Source organism: Streptomyces angustmyceticus, from assembly GCF_019933235.1.
GTDB lineage: Bacteria > Actinomycetota > Actinomycetes > Streptomycetales > Streptomycetaceae > Streptomyces > Streptomyces angustmyceticus.
The window spans coordinates 2,503,889-2,526,520 of record NZ_CP082945.1 but is presented as its reverse complement, the minus strand read 5'-3'; the positions used below and the strand labels follow the sequence as shown (position 1 = coordinate 2,526,520).

Genomic DNA, 22,632 nt, shown 5'->3' with positions numbered 1-22,632 from the left:
CGGCGGCCGGGCCGTACGGCGCACGCACCTGTCCGGTGCGGGGGTGCGGACCCGACGTGGTCCGGCACACGCACCGCCATCCCCGCGCGGGAGACTGCGGCACTGCGCTGACACGGTCGGCGTTCGCCTCCTCAACTCGGTGCGAGCACAGCGGAGTTGCGGCGTACGGAAGTCCGGTTCAGGCGCCGGGTTCCCCCGGGCGCCACACGCAGCCTCTCGCCAGGAGCGAGTCCGTACAAGAGCGCATGAGGGGGTGGAATCGGCCATATCGAAGGACTCGGTGGTAGCCGGCCGCGGAGCCGGCGGGCGGGCTCGACGCGGTATGTGTCACAGGCATGTCGGTGCGGCGGCGCGGTTCCGGCGGCCGCTCCGGCGTGTCATCCGTACGGCGCGGCGGCGCGCGTCCGGACATGCGAAAGCGGTGCCCGGAGCCTTCGCTCCGGACACCGCCCGCTTCCGGGGTCAGCTCACCCCGGGACGTTCAGCACGTTCCCGCACACCGCATCACTTGACGGCGACACCGTCCCAGGCGGCCTCGACGCCCTTGACCTCGGGGCTGCCGGCCTTGTACAGGTCGGTCGCCGCCTTGACGGTCGCCTCACGGGCGGCCTTGTAGTCGGTGTTCGAGGTCATGTACTCGGTCAGGGCCTTGAACCAGATCTTCTCGGCCTTGTCCCGGCCGATGCCCTCGACCTTCTTGTCGTCCTTCGTCGGGCTGTCGTACTTGACGCCACCGATCTCCTTCGGGCCGCTGCCCTCGGACAGCAGGTAGAAGAAGTGGTTGGCCACGCCCGAGGAGTAGTGCGGGTCGAGACCACCGGTGCTGGAGTCCCAGAAGTCCTTCGACTGCCCGTCCCTGGACGGCTTGTCCATGTAGCGCAGCGGCTTGCCGTCACCGTTGATGTTGATCTTCTCGCCGATGAGGTAGTCGCCCGGGTCCTTGTCGTTCTTGGCGTAGAACTCGACCGAGGTGCCGAAGATGTCCGAGGTGCCCTCGTTCAGGCCGCCGGACTCACCGCTGTAGGTGAGGTTGGCGGTGGCGGCGGTGACACCGTGCGACATCTCGTGGGCCGCGACGTCGAGGGCGGTGAGCGGGGCCTTGTCGCCCTCGCCGTCGCCGTACGACATGCAGAAGCAGTCGTCGTCCCAGAAGGCGTTCACGTAGTTCTTGCCGTAGTGGACGCGCGAGGTGGCACCCTTGCCGTCGCCCTTGATGCCGTTGCGGCCCTGGACCTTCTTGTAGTAGTCCCAGGTCTCGGCGGCACCGTAGTGGGCGTCGACGGCCGCGGTCTGCGGGTCGTCGGGCTTGCCGGTGCCCCACTTGTCGTCCTCGTCCGTGAAGGCCTTGCCCTCGCCGGACTCGCTGTTGCCGAGGTTGAGGGTCTTGTGACCACCGCGGTCGGCGTCGGTCAGCGTGAAGCCGCTGCCCTCCTTGGAGGTGCCCAGGTCGACGGAGCCGCTGAACTCGCTCTCGCCCTTGCCGGTGCGGATGTCGTCGTACTGGAAGATCTTCTTGCCGCTGTCGGCGTCGGTGATGACGTGCATCCGGCTGGGCGTGCCGTCCTTCTTGACGCCCTTGACGACGGTGTCGTAGGCGAGGACGGGGGTGCCGGAGGCGGCCCAGACGACCTTCTTGGGCGCCTGCGCGTCGGCCTTCTTGGCGCTCAGCGACTTCGCGACGGTGCCCTGCGCGGACTGCGCCGCGGCGGCCGGGGCTATCTTCGCGGTGAGGGAGGCCACCTTGACCGACTTCTTCGTCGACTTGGTGGTGCTCTTGATGGCGCCGCCCTTGGCGGTGTGCACGACCATGTCGCCACCCAGGACCGGAAGGCCGGCGTAGGTGCGGTCGTAGCGGGTGTGCGTGGTGCCGTCGGCGTCCTTGATGACGTCCTTGACGACCAGCTTCTCCTGCGAGCCCAGGCCGAGTTCCTTGGCGGTCTGCGCCTTGGTGGCGCTCGCGTCGCGCAGCAGTTCCGCGCGGTGCGAGGCGCTCAGCTTGAGCGGCGAACCGTCCGCGGTGGGGGCCTGGACGGTGGAGGCACCGGCGGTGCCCGCGGTGATACCGGCGGCCACGAGGGCCGCTGCCGCGAGGGAGATACCGGCGATGCGGGTCTTACGGGACATGTGGGGGGTCACGCGTGCTCCTTCAACTTTGCCAAGAGGTGGGGGTGCAAAGCGATGCGGGTGTGACGTGCGTTCGGAGAGACTGCCATTCGAACGCGTGCATGTCAGGGGGGTGTTCGAGGTTTGGCTGAAAATTGTCCGCCGAGAGGTGAGCGCTGTTCGTTAAACGGAGGTGGGCGTCACCCCCGGAGATCCGGGGGTGACGCCCAACATCGTTGTCCCGCAGGCCCGTTGTGAGGTGCGGTGTTCCGCGGACCCGCCTGTGTCACACGAAGGTGACGGCCGGGTGCCGGCCGGCGATCAGAACGTCAGCTTCCAGCCGTTGATGTAGCCGGTGTCCTGCGAGTAGACGTCCTGGACCCGCAGCTTCCAGGTGCCGGACGCCGTCTCCGAGGAGGCGTTGACCGTGTAGGTCGTCTTCACGTTCGCCGCCGAGTCGAAGGCGCTGGAGTTCTTCAGCCGGTAGGCCGTACCGTCCGGGGCGATCAGGTCCACGACCAGGTCGCCGCGGTAGGTGTGCACGATGTCCACCGTGACCTTGAGGGCGCTCGGCGCGTTGCCGCTGCGGCCGACATTGATCGGCGAGGTGACCGCCGCGCCCGCGTCCGGGATCGCCACGTCGTCGCTGTTCTCGAAGACGTTGCCGCCACCGGCCGCGTTGACCGTCCAGGTGAAGGCGGCGGTGCCGGTCTTCTTGGCGGCGTCGGTGACCGTGACCGTCACATTGCTGGTGCCGGCCGTGGTCGGCGTACCGGAGATCAGACCGGTGGTCGCGTTGAGCGACAGGCCGGCGGGCAGGCCGGTCGCCGCGTACGACAGCGCGCCCGCGGTGCCGCTGGTCGCCTTGATCTGCAGGCTCGCCGCCTGGCCCACGGTGCTGGTCTGGTTGCCCGGGTTGGTGACGGTGACCCCGCCGCCGTCCGGGACGCGGGAGCCGACGTTGACCGCCGCCCAGGTGTTGGCGACCGTGTTGTACGACGCGCTGCCCTGGCCGAACAGGTCGGCCGCGGCCTGCAGGGTGGCCGTGCGGGCGCCCGCGTAGTTGGTGTTGGCGCTCATGTACTGGCTGAGTGCCTTGAACCAGACCTTCTCGGCGTTGGCCCGGCCGATGCCCGGCACCGGCTGGTTGTCGAAGGTCGGGCTGTCGTAGTGGACGCCGCCGATGTCCTTCGGGCCGCTGCCCTCGGACAGCAGGTAGAAGAAGTGGTTGGCGACGCCGGACGAGTAGTGCACGTCCTTGTTGCCCACGCCGCTGGACCAGTAGTCGGCCGAGGCCCCGTCCTTGGACGGCTTGTCCATGTAGCGCAGCGGGGTGCCGTCGCCGTTGATGTCGATCTTCTCGCCGATGAGGTAGTCACCGGGGTCGGAGGTGTTGTTGGCGTAGAACTCCACCGCGGTGCCGAAGATGTCGGAGGTCGCCTCGTTGAGGCCGCCGGACTCGCCGCTGTAGGTGAGGTCGGCGGTGGCCGCCGTGACACCGTGCGACATCTCGTGTCCGGCCACGTCGATGGCGGTCAGCGGGGCGGCGTTGCCGCTGCCGTCGCCGTACGTCATGCAGAAGCAGCCGTCGTCCCAGAAGGCGTTGACGTAGCTGTTGCCGTAGTGGACCCGGGAGTAGGCGCCCACGCCGTCGCCCTTGATGCCGCTGCGGCCGTGCACGTTCTTGTAGTAGTCCCAGGTCTCCTGCGCGCCGTAGGCCGCGTCGACGCCCGCCGTCTGCGTGTTCTGCGCCGTGCCGTCGCCCCAGGTGTCGTCGGCGTCGGTGAAGAGTGTGCCGGTCCCGGAGGAGCCGTGCTTGAGGTCGTACGTCTTGTGGTTGCCGCGCGTGGCGTCGGTCATCGAGAAGTTCGGCGCCGAGCCGGAGGTCCCGATGGTGACCTTGCCGCTGTACTCGCTGTTGCCGATGCCCTTCTCGATCCCCTGGTACTCGAAGATCTTGGCGCCGGTGGTGGCATCCGTGATGACGTGCAGCTGGTTCGGGGTGCCGTCGTCCTGCAGCCCGCCGACCACCGTCTCGTACGCGAGCAGCGGCTTGCCGTCGGCGACCCAGATCACCTTGCGCGGTGCCTTCGCGGCCGCGGTCTTCTTCGACCCGAGCGCCTGCGCCGACTTCACGGCCTTCGCCTCGGCCGCGGCGGGCTTCACCTTCGCGGTGGTGCCGGCGACCTTGAGCTGGGAGCGCACGGCCTTGGTGACGCCCTTGAGGGAGCCGCCCTTGGCCCGGTGCACCACGAGGTCGCCGCCGAGGACGGGCAGCCCGTCGTAGGTGCGCTCGTAGCGGGTGTGGACGGTGCCGTCGACGTCCTTGGAGACGTCCTTGACGACGAGCTTCTCCTTGGCGCCGAGCTTGAGCTGCCGCGCGGTCTCGGCGGTGGTGGCACTGGCTGCCCGGATCAGCTCCGCACGCTGGGACGGGGACAGCTTGGCCGGCAGGGCGCCGGGGTCGGGGGCGGCGTGCGTGGTGCCCGGCCGCGGGGCGGCCGCCGTGCCGGTACCGGTCTGGACGCCGACTGCCAGCATCGCCGTGACGGCGACGAGTGCGCCGGTCGCAACGGCGCGTCCATGGGGGGTGCGTCTCACGCTGACTCCTTCTGCGGTGGCCGCTGTGTGGCGGGGCGGCCGAGGGGGACCGGGCGGCGAGACGGCCGTCCGGGCAGAGCGAGGCAGAACTCTTGGAGCGTGTGGGGGGAGACGTACGGGAGGTGCTGGACTTACGGGTGTGACGGGTGGCGCGGGTGGAACCTGTGGCCGCGGGGAGGTGGTGCTGTGGGGATCCGTGCGGCGGTTGCGGGGAAGAGTCCCACCGCGAGTGGCTTGTTGTCAGGCACCGTTCAACGAATTGGCCGGAAACCGTCCGTTGCGCGAAATCGGTGTTCGGAACCCGGACGGCCCGTGATCGGCCGCGCGATCCCCTCCCGCCCGTTCAAACCTCCGAAAACCGCTGGAACAGCAGCTCATAGCCGTCCGGATTGCGTCCCAGGAAGATCCGCGCCCCGGGTACCCCGGCGAGCGCCGGGGCATACCGGCGCCCGCTCCGCCCGGGGCGCCGGGCCCGCCGGCGGCCGTCCCGTCCTGCGGCCGGTCAGCCGTCCGCCTCCCGGCCGTGCCAGGAGCGCCACAGCGCGGCGTAGGCGCCACCCGCCGCCACCAGCTCGTCGTGCGTGCCGAGTTCGGTGAGCCGGCCGCCCTCCATGACGGCCACCCGGTCCGCGTCGTGCGCGGTGTGCAGCCGGTGGGCGATGGCGATGACCGTACGGCCCGTCAGCACGGCGGCCAGGGCGCGTTCGGTGTGCCGCGCCGTGCGGGGGTCGAGCAGCGCCGTCGCCTCGTCCAGGATCAGGGTGTGCGGATCCGCCAGCACCACCCGGGCCAGGGCCAGTTGCTGGGCCTGCGCGCCGTCCGGACGGTGGCCGCCGGCGCCGAGCGCGGTGTCCAGACCGGCCGGCAGCTCCTCGGCCCAGTCGGCGCCCACGGCCGCCAGCGCGGCCCGCAGCGCCGCGTCCCCGGCGCCGGGCGCGGCGATCCGCAGGTTGTCCCGGACGGTGCCCAGGAAGACATGGTGCTCCTGGGTCACCAGGACGACCTGCCGGCGCAGCACCTCCGGGTCCAGCGCGGCGACCGGCACCCCGCCCACCGTCACCGACCCGCTGCGCGGCGCGTCGACGCCGGCCAGCAGCCGTCCCAGGGTGGACTTGCCGGCCCCCGAGGGGCCGACCACGGCGAGGCGTTCGCCGGGGCGGACGCTCAGATCGACACCGTGCAGCACGTCGCGGGGCGCGGCGTGCGGGCCGTCCGCCGCGGCCGGGTAGGCGTAGCGCACGGCGGTGACGTCGATGCGGTCGTCGGCGGGCGCGGCGGTTGCGGCCGGGACGGGGGAGGGCTCCGGGGCGGGCCGGGGCCGGCGGGCCGCGGGGACAGCCGCGGCGGTCCCGGGCGCCCGGCCCAGGCCCTCGACACGGGCGAACGCGGCGGTGGCGGCCTGCAGTTGCTCGACCCGGAACAGGATCGTCTCCAGCGGCTCGGACAGCTGCCGCAGATACAGCGCGGCGGAGACGACGACGCCCAGGCTGAGGGCGCCCCGGCTCTGCAGCGCCCCGCCGGCCAGCAGGACGCCGACCACCGGCAGGACGTGGGAGGCGTCCACGGCGGGCAGCAGCACGCTGCGCAGGAACAGCGTGCGGGTACGGGTGCGCCGGCAGCGCCCGACCGCCTCCTCGCACGCCGCCGTCCGGCGCTCCCCGAGCCCCAGCGCCTCGACGGTCCGGGCGCCCTCGGCCGTGGCCGCCAGCAGCTCGGCGAGCGCCGAGGCCGCCGCCCCCTCCGCCAGATACGCGGCGGACGCCCGGCGCAGATACCACCGGACGGCGAACAGGCCGCACAACAGCCCCAGCCCGCACGCGCCGAGCCGCGGATCGAGCACGACCACCGCGGCGAGCAGGAACAGCGCCTGCACCGCGGCGACGAAGACCTCCGGCGCGGCGTCCCGCAGCGTCTCGGCGACCGCCGTCACGTCCGCGGTGCCGCGGGCCGTCAGATCGCCGGTGCCCGCCCGCTCCACCGTCGCGGCCGGCAGCGCCAGCGCCCGGTCGACGTACTGCTCCCGCACCCGTGCCAGGGTCCGCTCGCCGAAGCGGTACCCGGCGAGCCGGGCGTACCGGGCCAGCAGCAACTGCGCCACCGCGCACACCAGGATGGCCGGCGCCAGCCGGTCGACCGTGTGCACCCCGCCGCCGTCGCGCACCGTGTCCACGATCCGGCCGAGCAGCCACGGGCCGGCCAGACCGGCCGCCGCGGCCAGCGCGTTGAGCGTCAGCGTCAGGGCGAAGGCCCGGCCGTCGCGCCGGACCAGCCGGAGCGCCGCCCGCCGCGTCGTGGCCGGATCGGCCACCGGCAGCGCGGAGTCCGCCCGTGCGGATGCCGCCGTCATCGCGTGCCCTACCCGGTCACGGGGCGCCCGGCCGCGCCCGCGGGACCGCCGGTGCCGTCGGCCTCCTCGTCCACGCCGCGGGAGACCAGGCGGCGGTACGCGGGCCGGGCGCCGAGGAGTTCACGGTGGCTGCCGACGGCCGCGACCGTGCCGCCGACCAGGAAGCACACCCGGTCGGCCCGGTCGAGCAGCAGCGGGGAGGTGCTGGTGACCACGGTCGTACGGCCCGCACGGGCGGCGTGCAGCCGGGCCGCGAGCGCCGCCTCGGTGTGGGCGTCGACCGCCGAGGTCGGCTCGACGGCGAGCAGCACCTCGGGGTCGGCCAGCAACGCCCGCACCAGGCGCAGCCGTTGCCGCTGCCCGCCGGAGAGGTTGCGGCCCCGCGCCTCGACGGGGGCGTCGAGCCCGCCCGGCAGACCGCGGACGATGTCCTCGGCCAGCGCCGTGCGGACGGCGTGGTCGATCGCCTCCCCGGTCCGGTCCCGGCGGCCGCAGACCACCTCGCGCAGCGTCCCGGCGAACAGGTCCGCCTCGTTGTCCGCCACCAGGAGCCGGTCGCGGAGGCGGGCCGGCGCGATCGCGTCGAGACGTACCGCGCCCCAGGTCGCGGCCGAGTCCGCGAACCGGCCGAGGCGGTCGACCACCGCCGCCGACTCGGCGGGCCGGGCGGCGACCAGCGCGGTCAGCTGCCCGGGCACCACCTCGACGCCGGACTCCGGATCGTGCAGCACGGACGGGACGGCGGGCGCGTCGCGGGTGGCGCCGGCCGCCCCCGCGCCGTCCGGCTCCAGCGCCAGGAACCGTACGACCCGCCGGGCGGCGACCAGTCCCCGGGTGAGGTCGTAGCCGCCCTCGATGAAGAACGACACCGGCACCACCAGCGCCGCCGCGTAGCCGTAGACCGCCACCAACTCGCCCGCCGTGAGCGTGCCCTGGGCCGCCATCCGGGCCGCCGGCCAGGTGACCGCGGCCAGGAACAGCGTCGGCAGGCCGAGCCCCAGCGCCTGGACCCAGCTCGTCACCGCCCCGACCCGGTACCCCTCGTCGCGCAGTTCCCGCGAGGCGTGCCGGTAGCGGTCGGCGAACACCGCCTTCCCGCCGAGGCCGCCCAGCACCCGCAGCCCGCCGACCAGGTCCGTCAGCAGCGCCGCCAGCCCGCTCTGCCGCTCGCGATAGCGCGTCTGCGACCCTTGCAGCCGCCCCAGCAGCGGCCCGACCAGCACCGCGAGCAACGGCACGCCCAGCAGCACCACCACGGCCAGCAGCGGTGAGACGGCCAGCAGCAGGAAGGCCACCACCGCGTACGCCAGCACCCCGCCGACGCCCGGCCCGGTCATCGTCAGCGTCTGGCTGAGCACCGCGACATCGCCGATCCCGATCGTGACGACCTCCCCGGCCGTCGTCCCGCGGGACAGCGACGCCCCCAGCCGCACGGTCTGCGCCATGAGGGCACGCACCGTACGGAAGGTGGCGTCCATCCGGATACGCGTCATCGTGCGATGGCGCATGACCGCCAGCCAGGCGTTCATCACCCCCACCCCGAGCAGCACCGCGGTCCACCCGAGCAGCACCGGCGTCCGGCCGGGCGCCAGCCCGTCGTCGATCGCCCGCGACAGCACATACGGCGGCAGCATCAGCCCCACCATCCACAGGCTCCCGTACGCGGCCCCCGCCGCCACCCGCCCCCGCTGACTGACCACCAGCCACCACAGGTACCGCCCGGGACCGCGGGGGTGGGGCACCTCCGGGCCGCCGCGCTCGGTGTCCGTCATGCCGTCCGCCCCCTTCGCCGTGCCGTCCGTTCGCTCGCGCCGCCGGTCCCCCTCATGCCGTCCTCCCCCTCAAGTCACCCGATTCTGGCCTGACTTCGCCGACCGCCGGTCCGTGGTTGCCCCCTGGGCACCGGTCCGGACCGTGGGAACATCATCGTCCGGGTGCCCCCGCGCCGTGTGCCCGCGCGGAAATCTTGCGGTGAGCGCCGAACAGCCCCCGGCCTACGGTGCGGAACATGACATCGACAGGCGGGCCGCGCGCCGCTCTCCGCCACGCTCGACGTCGTCTACCTCGGGGTGTTCCCCACCGCGCTGGCGTTCGCGACCTGGGCCTACGCCCTCGCCCGTACGACGGCGGGGCGCATGGGAGCCACGACGTACGCGGTGCCGGCGCTGGTGGTGCCGATGTCGTGGCTGTTCCTGGACGAGGTGCCGGGGGCGGTGACGCTGCTGGGCGGTGCCGGGTGTCTGGCGGGGGTGGCGATGGCGCGGGGACGGGCCGGGGAGGCGGTACCCACCCCCTCCCCGGCTACCCCACGCTGTCCCGCCACGCCCGGTGCAGTGCGGCGAACCGGCCCCGGCCCGTGATGAGTTCGTCCGGCGGGCCGTCCTCCACGATCCGGCCGTCGGCCATCACCAGGACCCGGTCGGCGATCTCGACGGTCGAGAGGCGATGGGCGATCACCAGCGCGGTACGGCCCCGCAGGACCGTGGCCATGGCGTGCTGCACCGCGCGTTCGCCGGGGATGTCCAGCGAGCTGGTGGCCTCGTCGAGGATGAGGACGGCGGGGTCGGCCAGCAGGGCGCGGGCGAAGCCGACCAACTGGCGCTGGCCGGCCGAGATGCGGCCGCCGCGCTTGCGGACGTCGGTGTCGTAGCCGTCCGGCAGCGCGGCGATGAAGTCATGGGCGCCGATGGCCCGCGCGGCGTGTTCGATCTCCTCGCGGGTGGCGTCCGGGCGGCCGAGGGCGATGTTGTCGGCGACCGAGCCGGAGAACAGGAACGCCTCCTGGGTGACCATGACGACGCTGCGGCGCAGGGCGGTGGTGGACAGCGCCCGCAGGTCGACGCCGTCGAGCAGCACCCGGCCCTCGGTGGGGTCGTAGAAGCGGGCCAGCAGCTTGGCGAGGGTGGACTTGCCGGCGCCGGTGGCCCCCACCACGGCGACGGTCGCGCCCGCCGCGAGGGTCAGGTCGAAGCGGGGCAGCACCTCGCGGCCGGTGCGGTAGGCGAAGCGGACGCCGTGGAAGGCGACTTCGCGGCCCGGCCGGGCCGCGGCGACGGCCGGCAGCGCCGCGGGGGCGTCCGGCTCCGGGACGCCGGGGCGCCGGGCCAGCAGCCCAGCGATCTTCTGGAGCGAGGCGGCCGCGGACTCGTAGGCGTTGAGGAACATCCCGAGCCGGTCGATGGGGTCGTACAGCCGCCGCAGATAGAGCACCCCGGCGGCCAGCACGCCGAGCGCCAGGTCGCCGGTGGCGACGCGGTGGGCGCCCCACAGGACGATCGCGGCGACCGCCGTGTTGGCCACCAGCCGGGACGAGACGACATAGCGCGCCATCTCCAGCGCGGTGTCGCCGTTGACCCGGGCGTGGTCGTGGTTCAGCCGGGCGAAGGCGGCGTCGTTCGGCCGCTCGCGGCGGAACGCCTGCACCGGGCGGATGCCGTTGAGGGTCTCGGTGAACTGCACGATGACGCCCGCCATCGCCGTGGACTTCGCGCCGTAGACGCGGTGTGCACGGCGCCGGAAGGAGCGGACGAGGAGGGCGAGCGGCGCGGCGGAGGCGAGGGCGGCCGTGCCGAGCCCCCAGTCCAGCCAGAGCAGGGTGACGGTGATGTAGACCGTCGAGAGCACGATCGTGATCAGCTCCTGCAGCCCCTCCTCCAGGAGTTCGCGCAGCGACTCCACGTCGGTGGTGGCGCGGGAGATCAGCCGGCCGGAGGTGTAGCGCTCGTGGAAGTCCAGGCTGAGCGCCTGCGCGTGCCGGAAGATCCGGCCGCGCAGGTCGAGCAGCACGTCCTGGCTGACCCGCGCGGAGAGCTGGATGAAGCCGAACTGCAGCCCGCCGGACGCCACCGCGCACAGCACCGCCGCCACCGCCACGGCGACCAGCGGCCCCTGGTCGCCCGCCCGCAGGGCCGGGACCGCGCGGTCGAGGGCGTAGGCGACCAGCAGCGGACCGGCCTGCACGGCGGCCTGCTGGAGCAGCAGCGCGACGGCCACCGCCGCGACCCGTCGCCGGTGCGGGGCCAGCAGGGACCCCAGGAGGGCGCGCGAGGCCCCCTTGGGGGTCGGCAGCTCGTCCCGGGTGAAGGCGTCGGCGTCGGGGGCGCCCTCGGCCGGCGCGGGCCGGGGCGCGGACGGGGGCTGCTGCTGCGGTTCCGGGCGGCCCTCGGGGCCGTCGGACGGCAGGCCGGTCGCGGTGGTGGTCATCGGGCGCCCTCTCCCTCGCCGGACATCAAGCTGGCGTACTCCGGGTTGTCCCGCAGGAGTTGCTGATGCGTGCCGACGGCGGCGATCCGGCCGCCGGACAGCAGCGCCACCCGGTCGGCGAGCAGGACCGTGGACGGCCGGTGGGCGACGACCAGCGCGGTGGTGGTGGCCAGGACCCGGCGCAGCGCCGCCTCCACCAGGGCCTCGGTGTGCACGTCGAGGGCGGAGAGCGGATCGTCGAGGATCAGGAAGCGCGGCCGGCCGACCACGGCGCGGGCCAGGGCGAGCCGCTGCCGCTGCCCGCCGGACAGGCTCAGCCCCTGTTCGCCGACCTGGGTGGCGCTGCCCTCGGGCAGGGCGTCGACGAAGCCGTCGGCCTGCGCCACCGCCAACGCCCGCCGCAGCTCGCCCTCGTGGGCCCGCTCCGCGCCCATCAGGACGTTCTCCGCGGCGGTCGCCGAGAACAGCGTCGGCTCCTCGAAGGCCACCGCGACCAGCGCGCGGGCCTCCTGGCGGCTGAGCGTCGCCAGGTCCCGCCCGTCGAGGACGATGCGGCCCGCGGTCGGGTCGTACAGCCGCGGCACCAGCGAGGTGAGCGTGGTCTTCCCGCTGCCCGTCGCCCCGACCAGCGCCATTGTCTCGCCGGGGCGGATGTGCAGGGTGACGTCCTTGAGGAGGGGCGGGTCGTCCGGCGGCGCGTCGGGGTAGCGGAACACGACGCCGGAGAAGACCAGCCCGCCGGCGCCGGACGCCGCGGGCGGTTTCTCTCGTGGCGGGGCCGGTGCCGGTCCGTCCGGTGCATGACTCTCCTTTGCCGGTCCGTCGGCCGCCGCCGGCTCACGCGCCTCCCGTACGTCTGTCGCGGGCCCGCCCACGGCCGTACCGCCCACGGCCCTCCCGCCCGCCACCGGTCCGCCCCTCCCCGTCTCGTCCACCGCCGGCTCGTCCAGGACCTCGAAGTACCGCTCGGTGGCCGAGGCCGCCTCGTTGGCCATGGCCAGCAGGAAGCCGATCGACTCCACCGGCCAGCGCAGCGCCAGCGCGGTCGACAGGAAGGCGACGAGGGTGCCGGCGGACAGCGCACCGTCGGCCACCTGGAGGGTGCCGAGCACCAGGGCGCCGCCGATCGCGATCTCCGGGAGCGTGGTGTTGAAGCCCAGGATCCAGGTCAGCAGCCGGGCCTTGCGGAGTTCGGACGTGCGCAGCGCGTGGGTCAGCCGCCGGAAGGCGCGGGCCTGGCTGCGGTGGCGTCCGAAGCCCTTGATGATCCGGATGCCGAGCACCGACTCCTCGACCACCGTCGTCAGATCGCCGAGCTGGTCCTGGGTCAGGCGCGCGGCGCGCCCGTACTTCGCCTCGAAGACCGAGCACAGGACCATCAGCGGCAGCACCGGCGCCAGCAGCACCAGTCCCAGCGACCAGCGCTGGACCAGCAGGAGCACCGCGCCCACCAGGATGGTCGTGGCGTTGACCAGCAGGAAGGTCAGGGGGAAGGCGAGGAACAGGCGCACCAGCTGGAGGTCGGTGGTGCCGCGCGACAACAGCTGACCGGACGACCAGCGGTCGTGGAAGGAGACCGGCAACCGCTGCAGATGGCGGTAGAGCGCCTCGCGCATCGCCGCCTCCACCCGGGCCAGCGGACGGGCCACCAGCCGGCGCCGCAGGCCGAACAGCAGCGCCTCCGCGACGCCGAGCAGCAGGAGACAGCCGCCGCCGAGCCACACCCCGCCCGGATCGCGCGCCGCCACCGGCCCGTCCACCAGCCACTTGAGCACCAGCGGAATGACCAGGCTGAGGCACGAGGCGAGCACCGCCACGCACGCGGCGATGCCCAGGCGGGCCCGCACGGGCCGGGCGAACGGCCACAGGCGCACCAGCGAGCGCACGGCGGAGCGCGGGGGCCGGGGTAAGCCGGTCCGGTCGGTCGGGGGCGAGGTCTGCGCGGTATCGGACATCACTCGCGAGCGTAAGGCGACCCACTGACAACGCTCATGCCTTTTTCCGCCCGGCGGTGCCGCCCGCGGCTCTCGCGCGCCACGGCCGTTCCGCCGCCCCGCCCCCGCCTCAGCCCGGCACGGCCCGGAACAGCACCACCGACCGCGCGGCCAGCGTGTGCGCGCCGCCCGCCGCGTACGGCGGTTCGGCCGCCCCCGGCTGCTCCTCCCGCGCCGTGTCGACGAGGAGTTCGTAGGCGCGCGCCCAGGGCGGCCCGGGGAGGGTGAAGGGAAGGGGCCGGTCGGCGGCGTGCAGCACCGCCAGGAAGCTGTCGTCGACGACGCGGATGCCCCGGGCGTCGTGCTGGGAGATGTCGTTCCCGGAGAGGTACATGCCCAGCGTGGCTCCCGGGGTGTACCAGTCCTGTTCGGTCATCTCCGTGCCGTCCGCGGTGAACCACGCCAGATCGCGCAGACCGCCGCGGTGGTGCGGCCGGCCGGAGAAGAACGCCCGGCGCCGCAGGACGGGGTGCGCGCGGCGCAGGGCGATGAGGCGGGCGGCGAGGCCGGCCAGCGGGCGCCACTCCGGGTCGTCCAGCAGCGACCAGTCCACCCAACTCGTCGCGTTGTCCTGGCAGTAGGCGTTGTTGTTGCCGTGCTGGGTGCGGCCCATCTCGTCGCCGGCGACCAGCATCGGCACGCCCGTCGACAGCAGCAGGGTGGTCAGGAGGTTGCGCAGCTGGCGGCGGCGCAGGGCGCGGACCTCCCGGTCGTCGGTCTCGCCCTCGGCGCCGCAGTTCCACGACCGGTTGTCGTGCGTGCCGTCGCGGTTGCCCTCGCCGTTGTCCGCGTTGCGCTTGTGCTCGTAGCTGACCAGGTCGCGCAGGGTGAAGCCGTCGTGCGCGGTGATGAAGTTGACCGAGGCGTACGGGCGGCGGCCGCCCCAGGCGTAGAGGTCGCTCGATCCGGAGAGCCGGTAGCCCAGGTCGCGCACGTCGTGCTGGGCGCCGCGCCAGAAGTCGCGGACGGTGTCGCGGTAGCGGTCGTTCCACTCCGTCCACAACGGGGGGAAGGCGCCGACCTGGTAGCCGCCGGAGCCCACGTCCCAGGGCTCGGCGATCAGCTTGACCCGGCGCAGCACCGGGTCCTGGGCGATCACCGCGAGGAACGGCGAGAGCATGTCGACGTCGTGCAGGGAGCGGGCCAGCGCGGCCGCCAGGTCGAAGCGGAAGCCGTCCACGCCCATCTCGGTGACCCAGTAGCGCAGCGAGTCGGTGATCAGGCGCAGGACGTGCGGCTGGACGACGTGCAGGGTGTTGCCGCAGCCGGTGTAGTCGGTGTAGCGGCGGGCCTCGCCCGCCAGCCGGTAGTAGCCGCGGTTGTCGATGCCCCGCAGCGAGAGCGTCGGGCCCAGCTCGCCGGCCTCCGCGGTGTGGTTGTAGACGACGTCGAGGATCACCTCGATGCCCGCGTCGTGCAGCGCCCGCACCATCCGCTTGAACTCGCCGACCTGCTGCCCCCGGGTGCCCGTGGCGGCGTATCCGGCGTGGGGCGCGAAGTAGCCGATGGAGTTGTAGCCCCAGTAGTTGCGCAGCCCCCGGCGCACCAGGTGGTCCTCGTGCGCGAACTGGTGGACGGGCAGCAGCTCGACGGCGGTGACGCCGAGCCGGACCAGGTGCTCCAGCGCGGCGGGGTGCGCGAGCCCCGCGTACGTGCCCCGCAGCCGCTCGGGGACACCGGGATGGCGCATCGTGAAACCGCGCACGTGCAGTTCGTAGAGCACGGAGTCCGGCCAGGGCGTCTTGGGCCGGCGGTCGTCCTGCCACTCGTCGGCGCCGCCCTCCTCCCCGGTGTCCTCCCCGACCACGACGCCCTTGGGGACGTACGGCGCCGAGTCCCGGTCGTCGCGCACGGTGTCGGCGGCCCGCTGCTCGGGCCAGTCCCGGACGTGCCCGTAGAGCTGGGCCGGCAGCGCGAAACCCGCCCCCGCGGGCTCCGTACGGGTGCCGAAGTCGCCGTCCACGGCCCTGGCGTACGGGTCCAGCAGCAGCTTCGCCGGGTTCCAGCGGGCGCCGGTCCAGGGGTCCCAGCGGCCGTGCACCCGGTAGCCGTAGCGCTGGCCGGGGCGGACACCGGGCAGGAAGCCGTGCCAGATCTCATGGGTGAGCTCGGTCAGCGCATGGCGCGTCTCGCGCTCCGCGTCGTCGAAGAGACAGAGCTCCACGGCCTCGGCGCCGCCCGCCCAGAGGGCGAAGTTGGTGCCGGCGATGCCGTCGGGGCCGGTGCGGTAGCGGGCCCCCAGGGGCGTGGGGCTGCCGGGGCGGATGTCCGCGGGTGGGGCGACTGGCTCATCCGCCACCGCCTCCTGCTCGGGTGCGCTCGACACGTGCCGGCCTCCTGCGGCTCATGGCTCGGTCGGGCGGCGGGTACCCGGCACGGGGGTACCTCCCGGCGTCCACCGGGGGAGTCCGGCCGTACAGCTGTCCCCCCGCCCTCCCCGTTGTTCTTCCCGCAACCGGGCGTTGCCGCACGCTTCCCGCGGCGAGGGCTCATTGTTCCACCCGCATTGTCCGTGACATCCCGTTACGCGGCATACCTCCTAACCTGGGGATCATCCGTCACAATTCGGTATATGACCGCCCATCAGCAGAGCCGAGCAGGGGACCGAGCGACGAGCCGCGCGGGGGGCCGGGCGCGGGGCCGGGCGGGCCGCGGGGCGGCGCGGACCGCCCCGCGCACCCGCCTCGTCCTCGCCGCCGCGGCCGGGCTCGCCGGCGCGGCGGCACTGGCCGCCTGCGCGCAGGCGGAGGACTTCGCCGGCGGCAAACCGCGCTCCCCGGAGCAGACGATCCGGGTCGTCCCGCACAACGGCGCGCACGGCGTACGGGCCGACGGGCGGCTGGAGGTCCGAGTGCCCGAGGGACGCCTGGAGCGGGTCGAGGTCCGCCGGACCGGCGGGGCGGGCCGGCAGCCCGTCGCCGGGCGGATCTCCCCGGACGGCATGGTCTGGCGGCCCGCCCAGGCACGGCTCCAACTGGGTGCGAGATACACCGTCGACGCCGTGGCGCTGGACGGCGCCGGCCACCGCTCGGCCCGCCACACCAGCTTCACCACCTCCGCGCCCGTCCACCGCCTCGCCGGCCACTTCTCACCGCAGGGCGACGCCACGGTCGGCACCGGCCTGATCTACTCGATGGTCTTCAACCGGCAGGTCGCCGACCGCGCGGCCGTCGAACGCGCCGTCAGGGTCACCGCCCGGCCCCCCGTCGAGATCGCCGCCCACTGGTTCGGCCGCCGCCGGCTGGACTTCCGGCCCCGTGAGCGCTGGCGTCCCGGCACCCGGATCACCGTGGACCTGCGGCTGCGCGGGGTGAAGGCCGGGCCGGGCGCCTACGGGACCCAGCGCCGGACCGTCCACTACCAGGTCGCCCGGGACCAGGTCAGCGTCATCGACGCCGCCCGGCACACCATGACGGTGCGCCAGGGCGGCCGGGTGGTGGCGGTGCTGCCGGTCACCGCGGGCGACGACGAGAACCCCACCTACAACGGGACGATGGTGATCCTGGAGCGGCAGTCCATGACGCGGATGGACGGCGACACCGTCGGCTTCGGCGCCGAGTACGACATCCCGGACGTGCCGCACGCCATGCGCCTGACCCGGTCGGGGACCTTCCTGCACGGCAACTACTGGGCGCCGCCCGAGGTCTTCGGCGGCCTCAACACCAGCCACGGCTGCGTCGGACTGAAGGACGTCAAGGGCGGCGGCCCCCACACCCCGGCCGGCTGGTTCTTCGGCCGCTCGATCGTCGGCGACACCGTCGTGGTGACCCGCTCCCCGGAGCGCACGGTCGCGCCGGACAACGGCCTCGGCGGCTGGAACATGCCGTGGGGGACGTGGCGGGCCGGGTCCGCGCTGCGCTGAGCGGCGGCCGTCCGCCCCCTGCCCCCGCACCACCCCCGGACTTGGGACTAAACGGTGACGTTCACGGGGAGTTCACTGTGACCGTGGTGTGGTTGTCTAACGGCAAGCGCGCGGCTGTCCGCGTCCGTGCGCGGGGGATCGCGGGCCGTGCGAGGGGAAAAGGGGCCAGACGTGAACGTCCAGCCGAATTCGGGGGTGCCGGCGCGCCGGCGTCGGTGGCCGCACCGGAGCGGGGGCCCGCCGGCCCTGCTGCTCGGCGCGATGCTGCTGCTGGTGACCGCGTGCGGCGGTGACGGCGACGACGACAAGCCGGCCGGTAAGGCGGGCGGGGACAAGGACGCCTCGCGGGCGGCGGTGACGATAGCGCCCAAGGACGGCGCGCACGACGTCGCCACCAGCGGCGCGCTGAAGGTGACCGCCCACCAGGGCCGGCTGAAGTCCGTGAAGGTCAAGGACGGCAAGGGCAACGAGGTCGACGGGAAGATAGCGGGCGGCGGCGCCCTGTGGCGGCCGAGCGGCCATCTGGGCGCCTCGACGGACTACACCGTCGACGCCATAGCGGTGGACGGCAAGGGCCGCGAGGCCGCCGAGCACTCCCGCTTCACCACCCTCGTCCCGAAGAACACCTTCATCGGCCGGTACACCCCGGAGAACGGCCAGCGGGTCGGCGTCGGAATGCCGGTCTCCATCCGTTTCACCCGCGGCATCACCGACCCCGGGGCCGTCGAGGACGCCATCAAGGTCACTGCGAAGCCGTCGGTCCCGATCGAGGGCCACTGGTTCGGCAACGACCGGCTCGACTTCCGCCCCGAGACGTACTGGGCAGCCGGCACCAAGGTCACCCTCAAGCTCGACCTCGACGGCGTCGAGGGCCGGCCCGGTGTCTACGGCACCCAGGCCAAGGAGGTCTCCTTCACCGTCGGCCGCAGCCAGGTCAGCACGGTCGACGCCGAGTCGAAGAAGATGACCGTGGTCCGCGACGGCAAGAAGATCAAGACCATCCCGATCACCTCCGGCGCGCCGGGCACCGAGACGTACAACGGCAAGATGGTGATCAGCGAGAAGCACCTGGTGACGCGGATGAACGGCGACACCGTCGGCTTCGGCGGGGAGTACGACATCAAGGACGTCCCGCACGCGATGCGGCTGAGCACGTCCGGCACGTTCATCCACGGCAACTACTGGGCGGGCCGGGCGACCTTCGGCACCCGCAACGCCAGCCACGGCTGTGTGGGCCTCTTCGACCAGCGCGGCGGCGGGGACGGCTCCACCCCGGCGGCCTGGTTCTTCCGCAACTCCGTCATCGGCGATGTGGTCGTCGTCAAGAACTCCCACGACGAGACGATCCAGCCGGACAACGGCTTCAGCGACTGGAACCTCTCCTGGGAGAAGTGGAAGGCCGGCCGGTAGAGCGGCCGGAAGGCGAGCGGGCCCGGTGCACTGTGACGGAGTGCACCGGGCCCGATGCCGTTAACGCGTACTAACCTGCCCGCATGACTGTGAATCTCGAGGTCGCCGACGGCGTCGGCACCATCCGCCTGGACCGTCCGCCGATGAACGCACTGGACATCGCCACCCAGGACCGGCTGCGCGAGCTGGCCGAGGAGGTCACCCGCCGCGACGACGTGCGCGCCGTCGTCGTCTGGGGCGGCGAGAAGGTGTTCGCGGCCGGCGCGGACATCAAGGAGATGCAGGCCATGGACCACCCGGCCATGGTCGTGCGCTCCAAGGCCCTGCAGGACTCGTTCACCGCCGTGGCCCGCATCCCCAAGCCGGTGGTCGCCGCGATCACCGGCTACGCGCTGGGCGGCGGCTGCGAGTTGGCGCTCTGCGCCGACTTCCGGATCGCCGGCGACAACGCCAAGCTCGGCCAGCCCGAGATCCTGCTGGGCCTGATCCCCGGAGCCGGCGGCACCCAGCGGCTGGCGCGGCTGGTGGGCCCCTCCAAGGCCAAGGACCTGATCTTCACCGGCCGTCATGTGAAGGCCGACGAGGCGCTCGCCCTCGGCCTGGTCGACCGGGTGGTGCCGGCCGCGGAGGTCTACGAGCAGGCGCACGCCTGGGCCGCACGGCTGGCCGCCGGCCCCGCCCTCGCGCTGCGGGCCGCCAAGGAGTCCGTTGACGGCGGCCTGGAGACCGACATCGACACCGGGCTGACGATCGAACGCAACTGGTTCGCCGGGCTGTTCGCGACCGAGGACCGGGAGACCGGCATGCGCAGCTTCGTGGAGGAAGGGCCCGGCAAGGCCAAGTTCCTCTGAATCGGCTGTTGTTGACGGTACGCCTGAGGTTTGGGCCGGGTGCAATGCCTCGTGTGGGCGAACGCGGAACGGCTTAATTGCGCCTTAAGGCAACCTTGTTGACGAGCCCGGCGGCCCGCTCGCGGGGCCGGGTGTCGTCGCAGGTCAGCCCGGCCGCACCGGAACCTTAACTGCCGTTGGCATATGTCCCGACGGGGGCCTGGAACCGACGATTCCGGACAATCGATTACGTCGGTTCCGCCCCCGTGGGCGTCCCCCAGCGGCCATGATGGGGGACATGGCGGGCCTCGAAGGAATGGAGCAGCCGCGGCCGCGGAGCGATCCGGCCGCCGCGGGATGGGGCATCCCCGGTCCGGACGACGGCACCGCACCGGCACCCGGCGCACCGCTCTTCGCGGCACTCGACCTGGTCGGCGACCCGGCCCTCGGCGAGGTCCGGCTGCCCTCGCGCCCCCAGTCCGCCGGCATCGCCCGCCGCCTGACCGCCGCCGTGCTCCTCAATCAGTGGTCCCTCACGCCCCAGCTCGCCGAGCACGCCGTACTGCTGGTCTCCGAACTCGTCGGCAACGCCGTACGTCACACCGGCGCCCGCACCTTCGGGCTGCGGATGCTCCGCCGCCGCGGCTGGATCCGCGTCGAGGTGCGCGACCCGTCCCGCGGCCTGCCCTGCCTCATGCCGGTCCAGGCGATGGACACCAGCGGCCGCGGCCTCTTCCTCGTCGACAAGCTCTCCGACCGCTGGGGCGTGGACCTGCTGCCCCGCGGCAAGACCACCTGGTTCGAGATGCGGATCGCCGACCGCTGAGCGACGGCCCCGCCGAGGCCGCTCCGCCGAGAGGCGGCCGCGCCGGGCGGGCGTCTCCCCGCCCCGGCCAGGCCGTCCGCCCGCCCGGCCCGGCGGTCTCCGCCCGACGTTCCTGGGGCCCGGTCGGTGCTCCGCGTGCGCCGTGACGATCCGTAGGATGGGTTGTTCATGCTCGCGCGAGGGACGGAGAGGAGGGACATGCACCACGTGCGCCGGTCGGCCGCGCTGACGCTGCTGCTCCTCCTCACCGTCGCCTTCGGGCCGCTGCTGTGCCGCGCCGGCGGCGATCAGACCTGGTCGCAGGGCCGGACGGCGACGACCGCCGCGGCATGGCGGGCCGACGGCGCGGCCCAGGCCGCCCCGGAAGCCGGGACCCCGGCGGACCGGGACGCTCCGGCGCGCCCGGCGGCCGCCGGCAGCGGTCCGCGGCTCGACCCCGACGCCCCGATCACCGTGGCCCAGGGGCCCAAGAGGTGCTCGGACCGGCACGCCCCGGGGCCCGCCGAGTCCGCCCCGCCGCCCTCGCAGCACCGCGGCGAGCCCCTCGCCCCCGCCACCACCGGCCCGGGGCCGCTCGCCGCCGACCTCCCCGCGCAGTTCGCGCTCGCCCGGCCGCCGACCGACAGCGCGCCCGCCCGCGACCGCACCCCGCTCCTGCCCGTACTGCGGATATAGGCCGCTGCCCCGACGCACACGGCCTGTCTTTCCCCCTTTTGGTACGTCTGGAGCTTCCGCATGCCCGTTTCCGCCTCTCCCACCCGCAAACTGGCCGCCATCGGCGCGGTCATCGCCCTCGTCGTGGCCGTCATCGCCATCGGGGTCGCCGTCGGCACGTCCGTCGAGGGCGACCGCGGCACCGGCCGCACCGGCGCCCCGGAGGCCGCCGCCTCCGCCGGGCCCGAGGAAGACCCCGCACAGCAGAAGGTCTTCGACGACCTCGCCAAGCAGACCAACCGGCGCCAGGACGGCGACCCGCTGGCCGTCGGCAAGAAGGACGCCCCGGTGGTCCTGGTCGAGTACGCCGACTACCAGTGCTCGTTCTGCGGCCGCTTCACCCGCGAGACCCAGCCCGCACTGATCAAGAAGTTCGTCGACAAGGGCACCCTGCGCATCGAGTTCCGCAACTTCACCGTCTTCGGCGCCGACTCCGAGCGGGCCGCCCGCGCCTCCTGGGCCGCGGGACAGCAGGGCAAGTTCTGGCAGCTCCACGACGAGCTGTACGCCAAGACCCGCAAGGGCAAGGCGCTGGCCGAGGACAAGCTCGTCGAGCTGGCCCGCGCCGGCGGGGTGCCCGACATCGACAAGTTCCGCAGCGACATGAAAAGCGCGGACGCCGAGCGCGCCCTGAAGAAGGACCAGGCCGAGGGCTACCAGCTCGGCGTGCAGTCCACGCCGTCCTTCCTCATCAACGGCCGCCCGGTCGCCGGCGCCCAGCCCGCCGAGGTCTTCGCGCAGGGCATCGAGGACGCCGCGGCACGGGCGGCCAAGCACGGACCCGCGGCCAAGGGGGCCGGGGAATGAACGACATCGGCTACCTCGCGGCGTTCCTCGGCGGTGCGCTGGCACTGCTCAGCCCGTGCAGCGCGCTGCTGCTGCCGGCGTTCTTCGCCTACTCCCTCTCCACGCCCGGCCGGCTGGTGGCCCGCACCGGGGTGTTCTATCTGGGGCTCGCCACCACCCTCGTCCCGCTCGGCGCGGCCAGTACGGCGGCCAGCCGGCTGTTCAACGGCCACCGCGACCTGCTGATCGCCGTCGGCGGCTGGGTCGTCATCGCGATGGGCCTCGCCCAGATCCTCGGCCTGGGCTTCGCCTCCCGGCGCGCCCAGGCCGCCGCCGCGCGGATCACCCCGCGGTCGGCCGTCTCCACCTTCCTGCTCGGCTGCGTCTACGGGCTCGCCGGCTTCTGCGCGGGGCCGATTCTCGGCGCGGTGCTGACGGTGACGGCGGTCAGCGGCTCACCGGTGTACGGCGCCTCGATGCTCGCCGTCTACGCGCTGGGCATGGCGCTGCCGCTGTTCGTGCTGGCCCTGCTGTGGGACCGCTGCAAGCTCGGCAGCCGCGGCTGGCTGCGCGGCCGTGCGTTCCGCCTCGGCAAGCTGCGGCTGCACACCACCTCGGTGCTGTCCGGGCTGTTCTTCATCGGCATCGGCGTACTGTTCCTGCGCTTCAACGGGACCAGCGCGCTGCCCGGAATCCTCGACGCGGACGACGAGTTCCGGGCCGAGGAATGGGCGGCGCGCGTCGGCAACGCCGTACCGGACTACGCGCTGATCGCGGTCGCCGCCCTGCTCGTCGCCGCGGTGCTCGGGCGCATCGCGCTCCGCCCGGAGAAGAAGGCCGAGGGCGGTGGCGATCCGCTGCCGGAGGGGGCGGAGCGGTCGTCGGACGGGGCCGGGCGGTCGCGGGGCGGGGCCGACTAGGGCGGGGCCGGTCCTCCGCCGTCCGGGGAGGCGTGC

Annotated in this window: 14 protein-coding genes and 1 pseudogene; 8 read left to right on the top strand and 7 right to left on the bottom strand. The window is 73.6% G+C overall.

Translation table 11 applies throughout. From position 1 onward, the window contains the following. Nucleotides 1–504: 504 nt before the first annotated feature. The 4 genes from K7396_RS11345 to K7396_RS11330 all read right to left on the bottom strand — a co-directional run bounded on the left by K7396_RS11345 (nt 505) and on the right by K7396_RS11330 (nt 8,823). Nucleotides 505–2,136, bottom strand: coding sequence for a M4 family metallopeptidase (locus K7396_RS11345; protein WP_086716684.1), 1,632 nt, complete (start codon nt 2,134–2,136; stop codon nt 505–507). 288 nt (nt 2,137–2,424) lie between these two features. Then, complete coding sequence (locus tag K7396_RS11340; RefSeq protein ID WP_086716683.1) at nt 2,425–4,704, bottom strand: M4 family metallopeptidase; 2,280 nt, start codon at nt 4,702–4,704, stop codon at nt 2,425–2,427. Between the two features lie 502 nt (nt 4,705–5,206). After that, entirely contained in the window at nt 5,207–7,051 is a 1,845-nt protein-coding gene (locus K7396_RS11335) for an ABC transporter ATP-binding protein (RefSeq protein ID WP_086716682.1), read from the bottom strand. A gap of 8 nt (nt 7,052–7,059) precedes the next feature. Next, nucleotides 7,060–8,823: an ABC transporter transmembrane domain-containing protein gene (locus tag K7396_RS11330; protein ID WP_152104590.1), complete on the bottom strand. Its 1,764-nt coding sequence runs from the start codon at nt 8,821–8,823 to the stop codon at nt 7,060–7,062. A gap of 246 nt (nt 8,824–9,069) precedes the next feature. Here K7396_RS11330 and K7396_RS11325 point away from each other — a divergent pair. Next, nucleotides 9,070–9,411 (top strand): annotated as a pseudogene (locus K7396_RS11325) (DMT family transporter); the annotation flags it as partial. Here the strand turns inward: K7396_RS11325 and K7396_RS11320 are convergent. From K7396_RS11320 to glgX, 3 genes are all read right to left on the bottom strand, one after another. Further along, a complete protein-coding gene (locus K7396_RS11320; protein ID WP_152104591.1) occupies nt 9,353–11,254 on the bottom strand; it encodes an ABC transporter ATP-binding protein in 1,902 nt (633 codons plus the stop codon). The pseudogene K7396_RS11325 and the gene K7396_RS11320 sit on opposite strands and share 59 nt — an antisense overlap. Beyond that, a complete protein-coding gene (locus tag K7396_RS11315) occupies nt 11,251–13,209 on the bottom strand; it encodes an ABC transporter ATP-binding protein (RefSeq protein WP_152104592.1) in 1,959 nt (652 codons plus the stop codon). The genes K7396_RS11320 and K7396_RS11315 overlap by 4 nt, the downstream gene beginning before the upstream one ends. A 109-nt stretch (nt 13,210–13,318) precedes the next feature. Then, nucleotides 13,319–15,574: a glycogen debranching protein GlgX gene (gene glgX / locus K7396_RS11310; RefSeq protein ID WP_086721899.1), complete on the bottom strand. Its 2,256-nt coding sequence runs from the start codon at nt 15,572–15,574 to the stop codon at nt 13,319–13,321. A 246-nt stretch (nt 15,575–15,820) separates the two neighbouring features. On the opposite strand from glgX, the gene K7396_RS11305 reads away from it, so the two are divergent. The 7 genes from K7396_RS11305 to K7396_RS11275 all read left to right on the top strand — a co-directional run bounded on the left by K7396_RS11305 (nt 15,821) and on the right by K7396_RS11275 (nt 22,596). Continuing rightward, nucleotides 15,821–17,110 carry a L,D-transpeptidase gene (locus K7396_RS11305; RefSeq protein ID WP_086721900.1) on the top strand — a complete coding sequence of 430 codons (1,290 nt, stop codon included), beginning with the start codon at nt 15,821–15,823 and terminating at the stop codon, nt 17,108–17,110. A 171-nt stretch (nt 17,111–17,281) separates the two neighbouring features. Continuing rightward, nucleotides 17,282–18,520, top strand: a complete 1,239-nt coding sequence (locus K7396_RS11300; RefSeq protein WP_223659878.1) for a L,D-transpeptidase — start codon at nt 17,282–17,284, stop codon at nt 18,518–18,520. Between the two features lie 83 nt (nt 18,521–18,603). Further along, nucleotides 18,604–19,371, top strand: coding sequence for an enoyl-CoA hydratase/isomerase family protein (locus tag K7396_RS11295; RefSeq protein ID WP_086719563.1), 768 nt, complete (start codon nt 18,604–18,606; stop codon nt 19,369–19,371). 277 nt (nt 19,372–19,648) lie between these two features. After that, the gene (locus K7396_RS11290) at nt 19,649–20,176 is read left to right on the top strand and encodes an ATP-binding protein (RefSeq protein WP_086719564.1); all 528 of its coding nucleotides are present in this window, start codon (nt 19,649–19,651) and stop codon (nt 20,174–20,176) included. Nucleotides 20,177–20,374: 198 nt separating this feature from the next. Next, on the top strand, nt 20,375–20,851 hold the full coding sequence (locus K7396_RS11285) for a hypothetical protein (RefSeq protein WP_170314276.1): 477 nt from the start codon (nt 20,375–20,377) through the stop codon (nt 20,849–20,851). A gap of 60 nt (nt 20,852–20,911) precedes the next feature. After that, complete coding sequence (locus K7396_RS11280; RefSeq protein ID WP_086721269.1) at nt 20,912–21,697, top strand: DsbA family protein; 786 nt, start codon at nt 20,912–20,914, stop codon at nt 21,695–21,697. Beyond that, complete coding sequence (locus K7396_RS11275; protein ID WP_223659875.1) at nt 21,694–22,596, top strand: cytochrome c biogenesis CcdA family protein; 903 nt, start codon at nt 21,694–21,696, stop codon at nt 22,594–22,596. Before K7396_RS11280 ends, K7396_RS11275 begins: the two co-directional genes overlap by 4 nt. Nucleotides 22,597–22,632 lie beyond the last annotated feature (36 nt).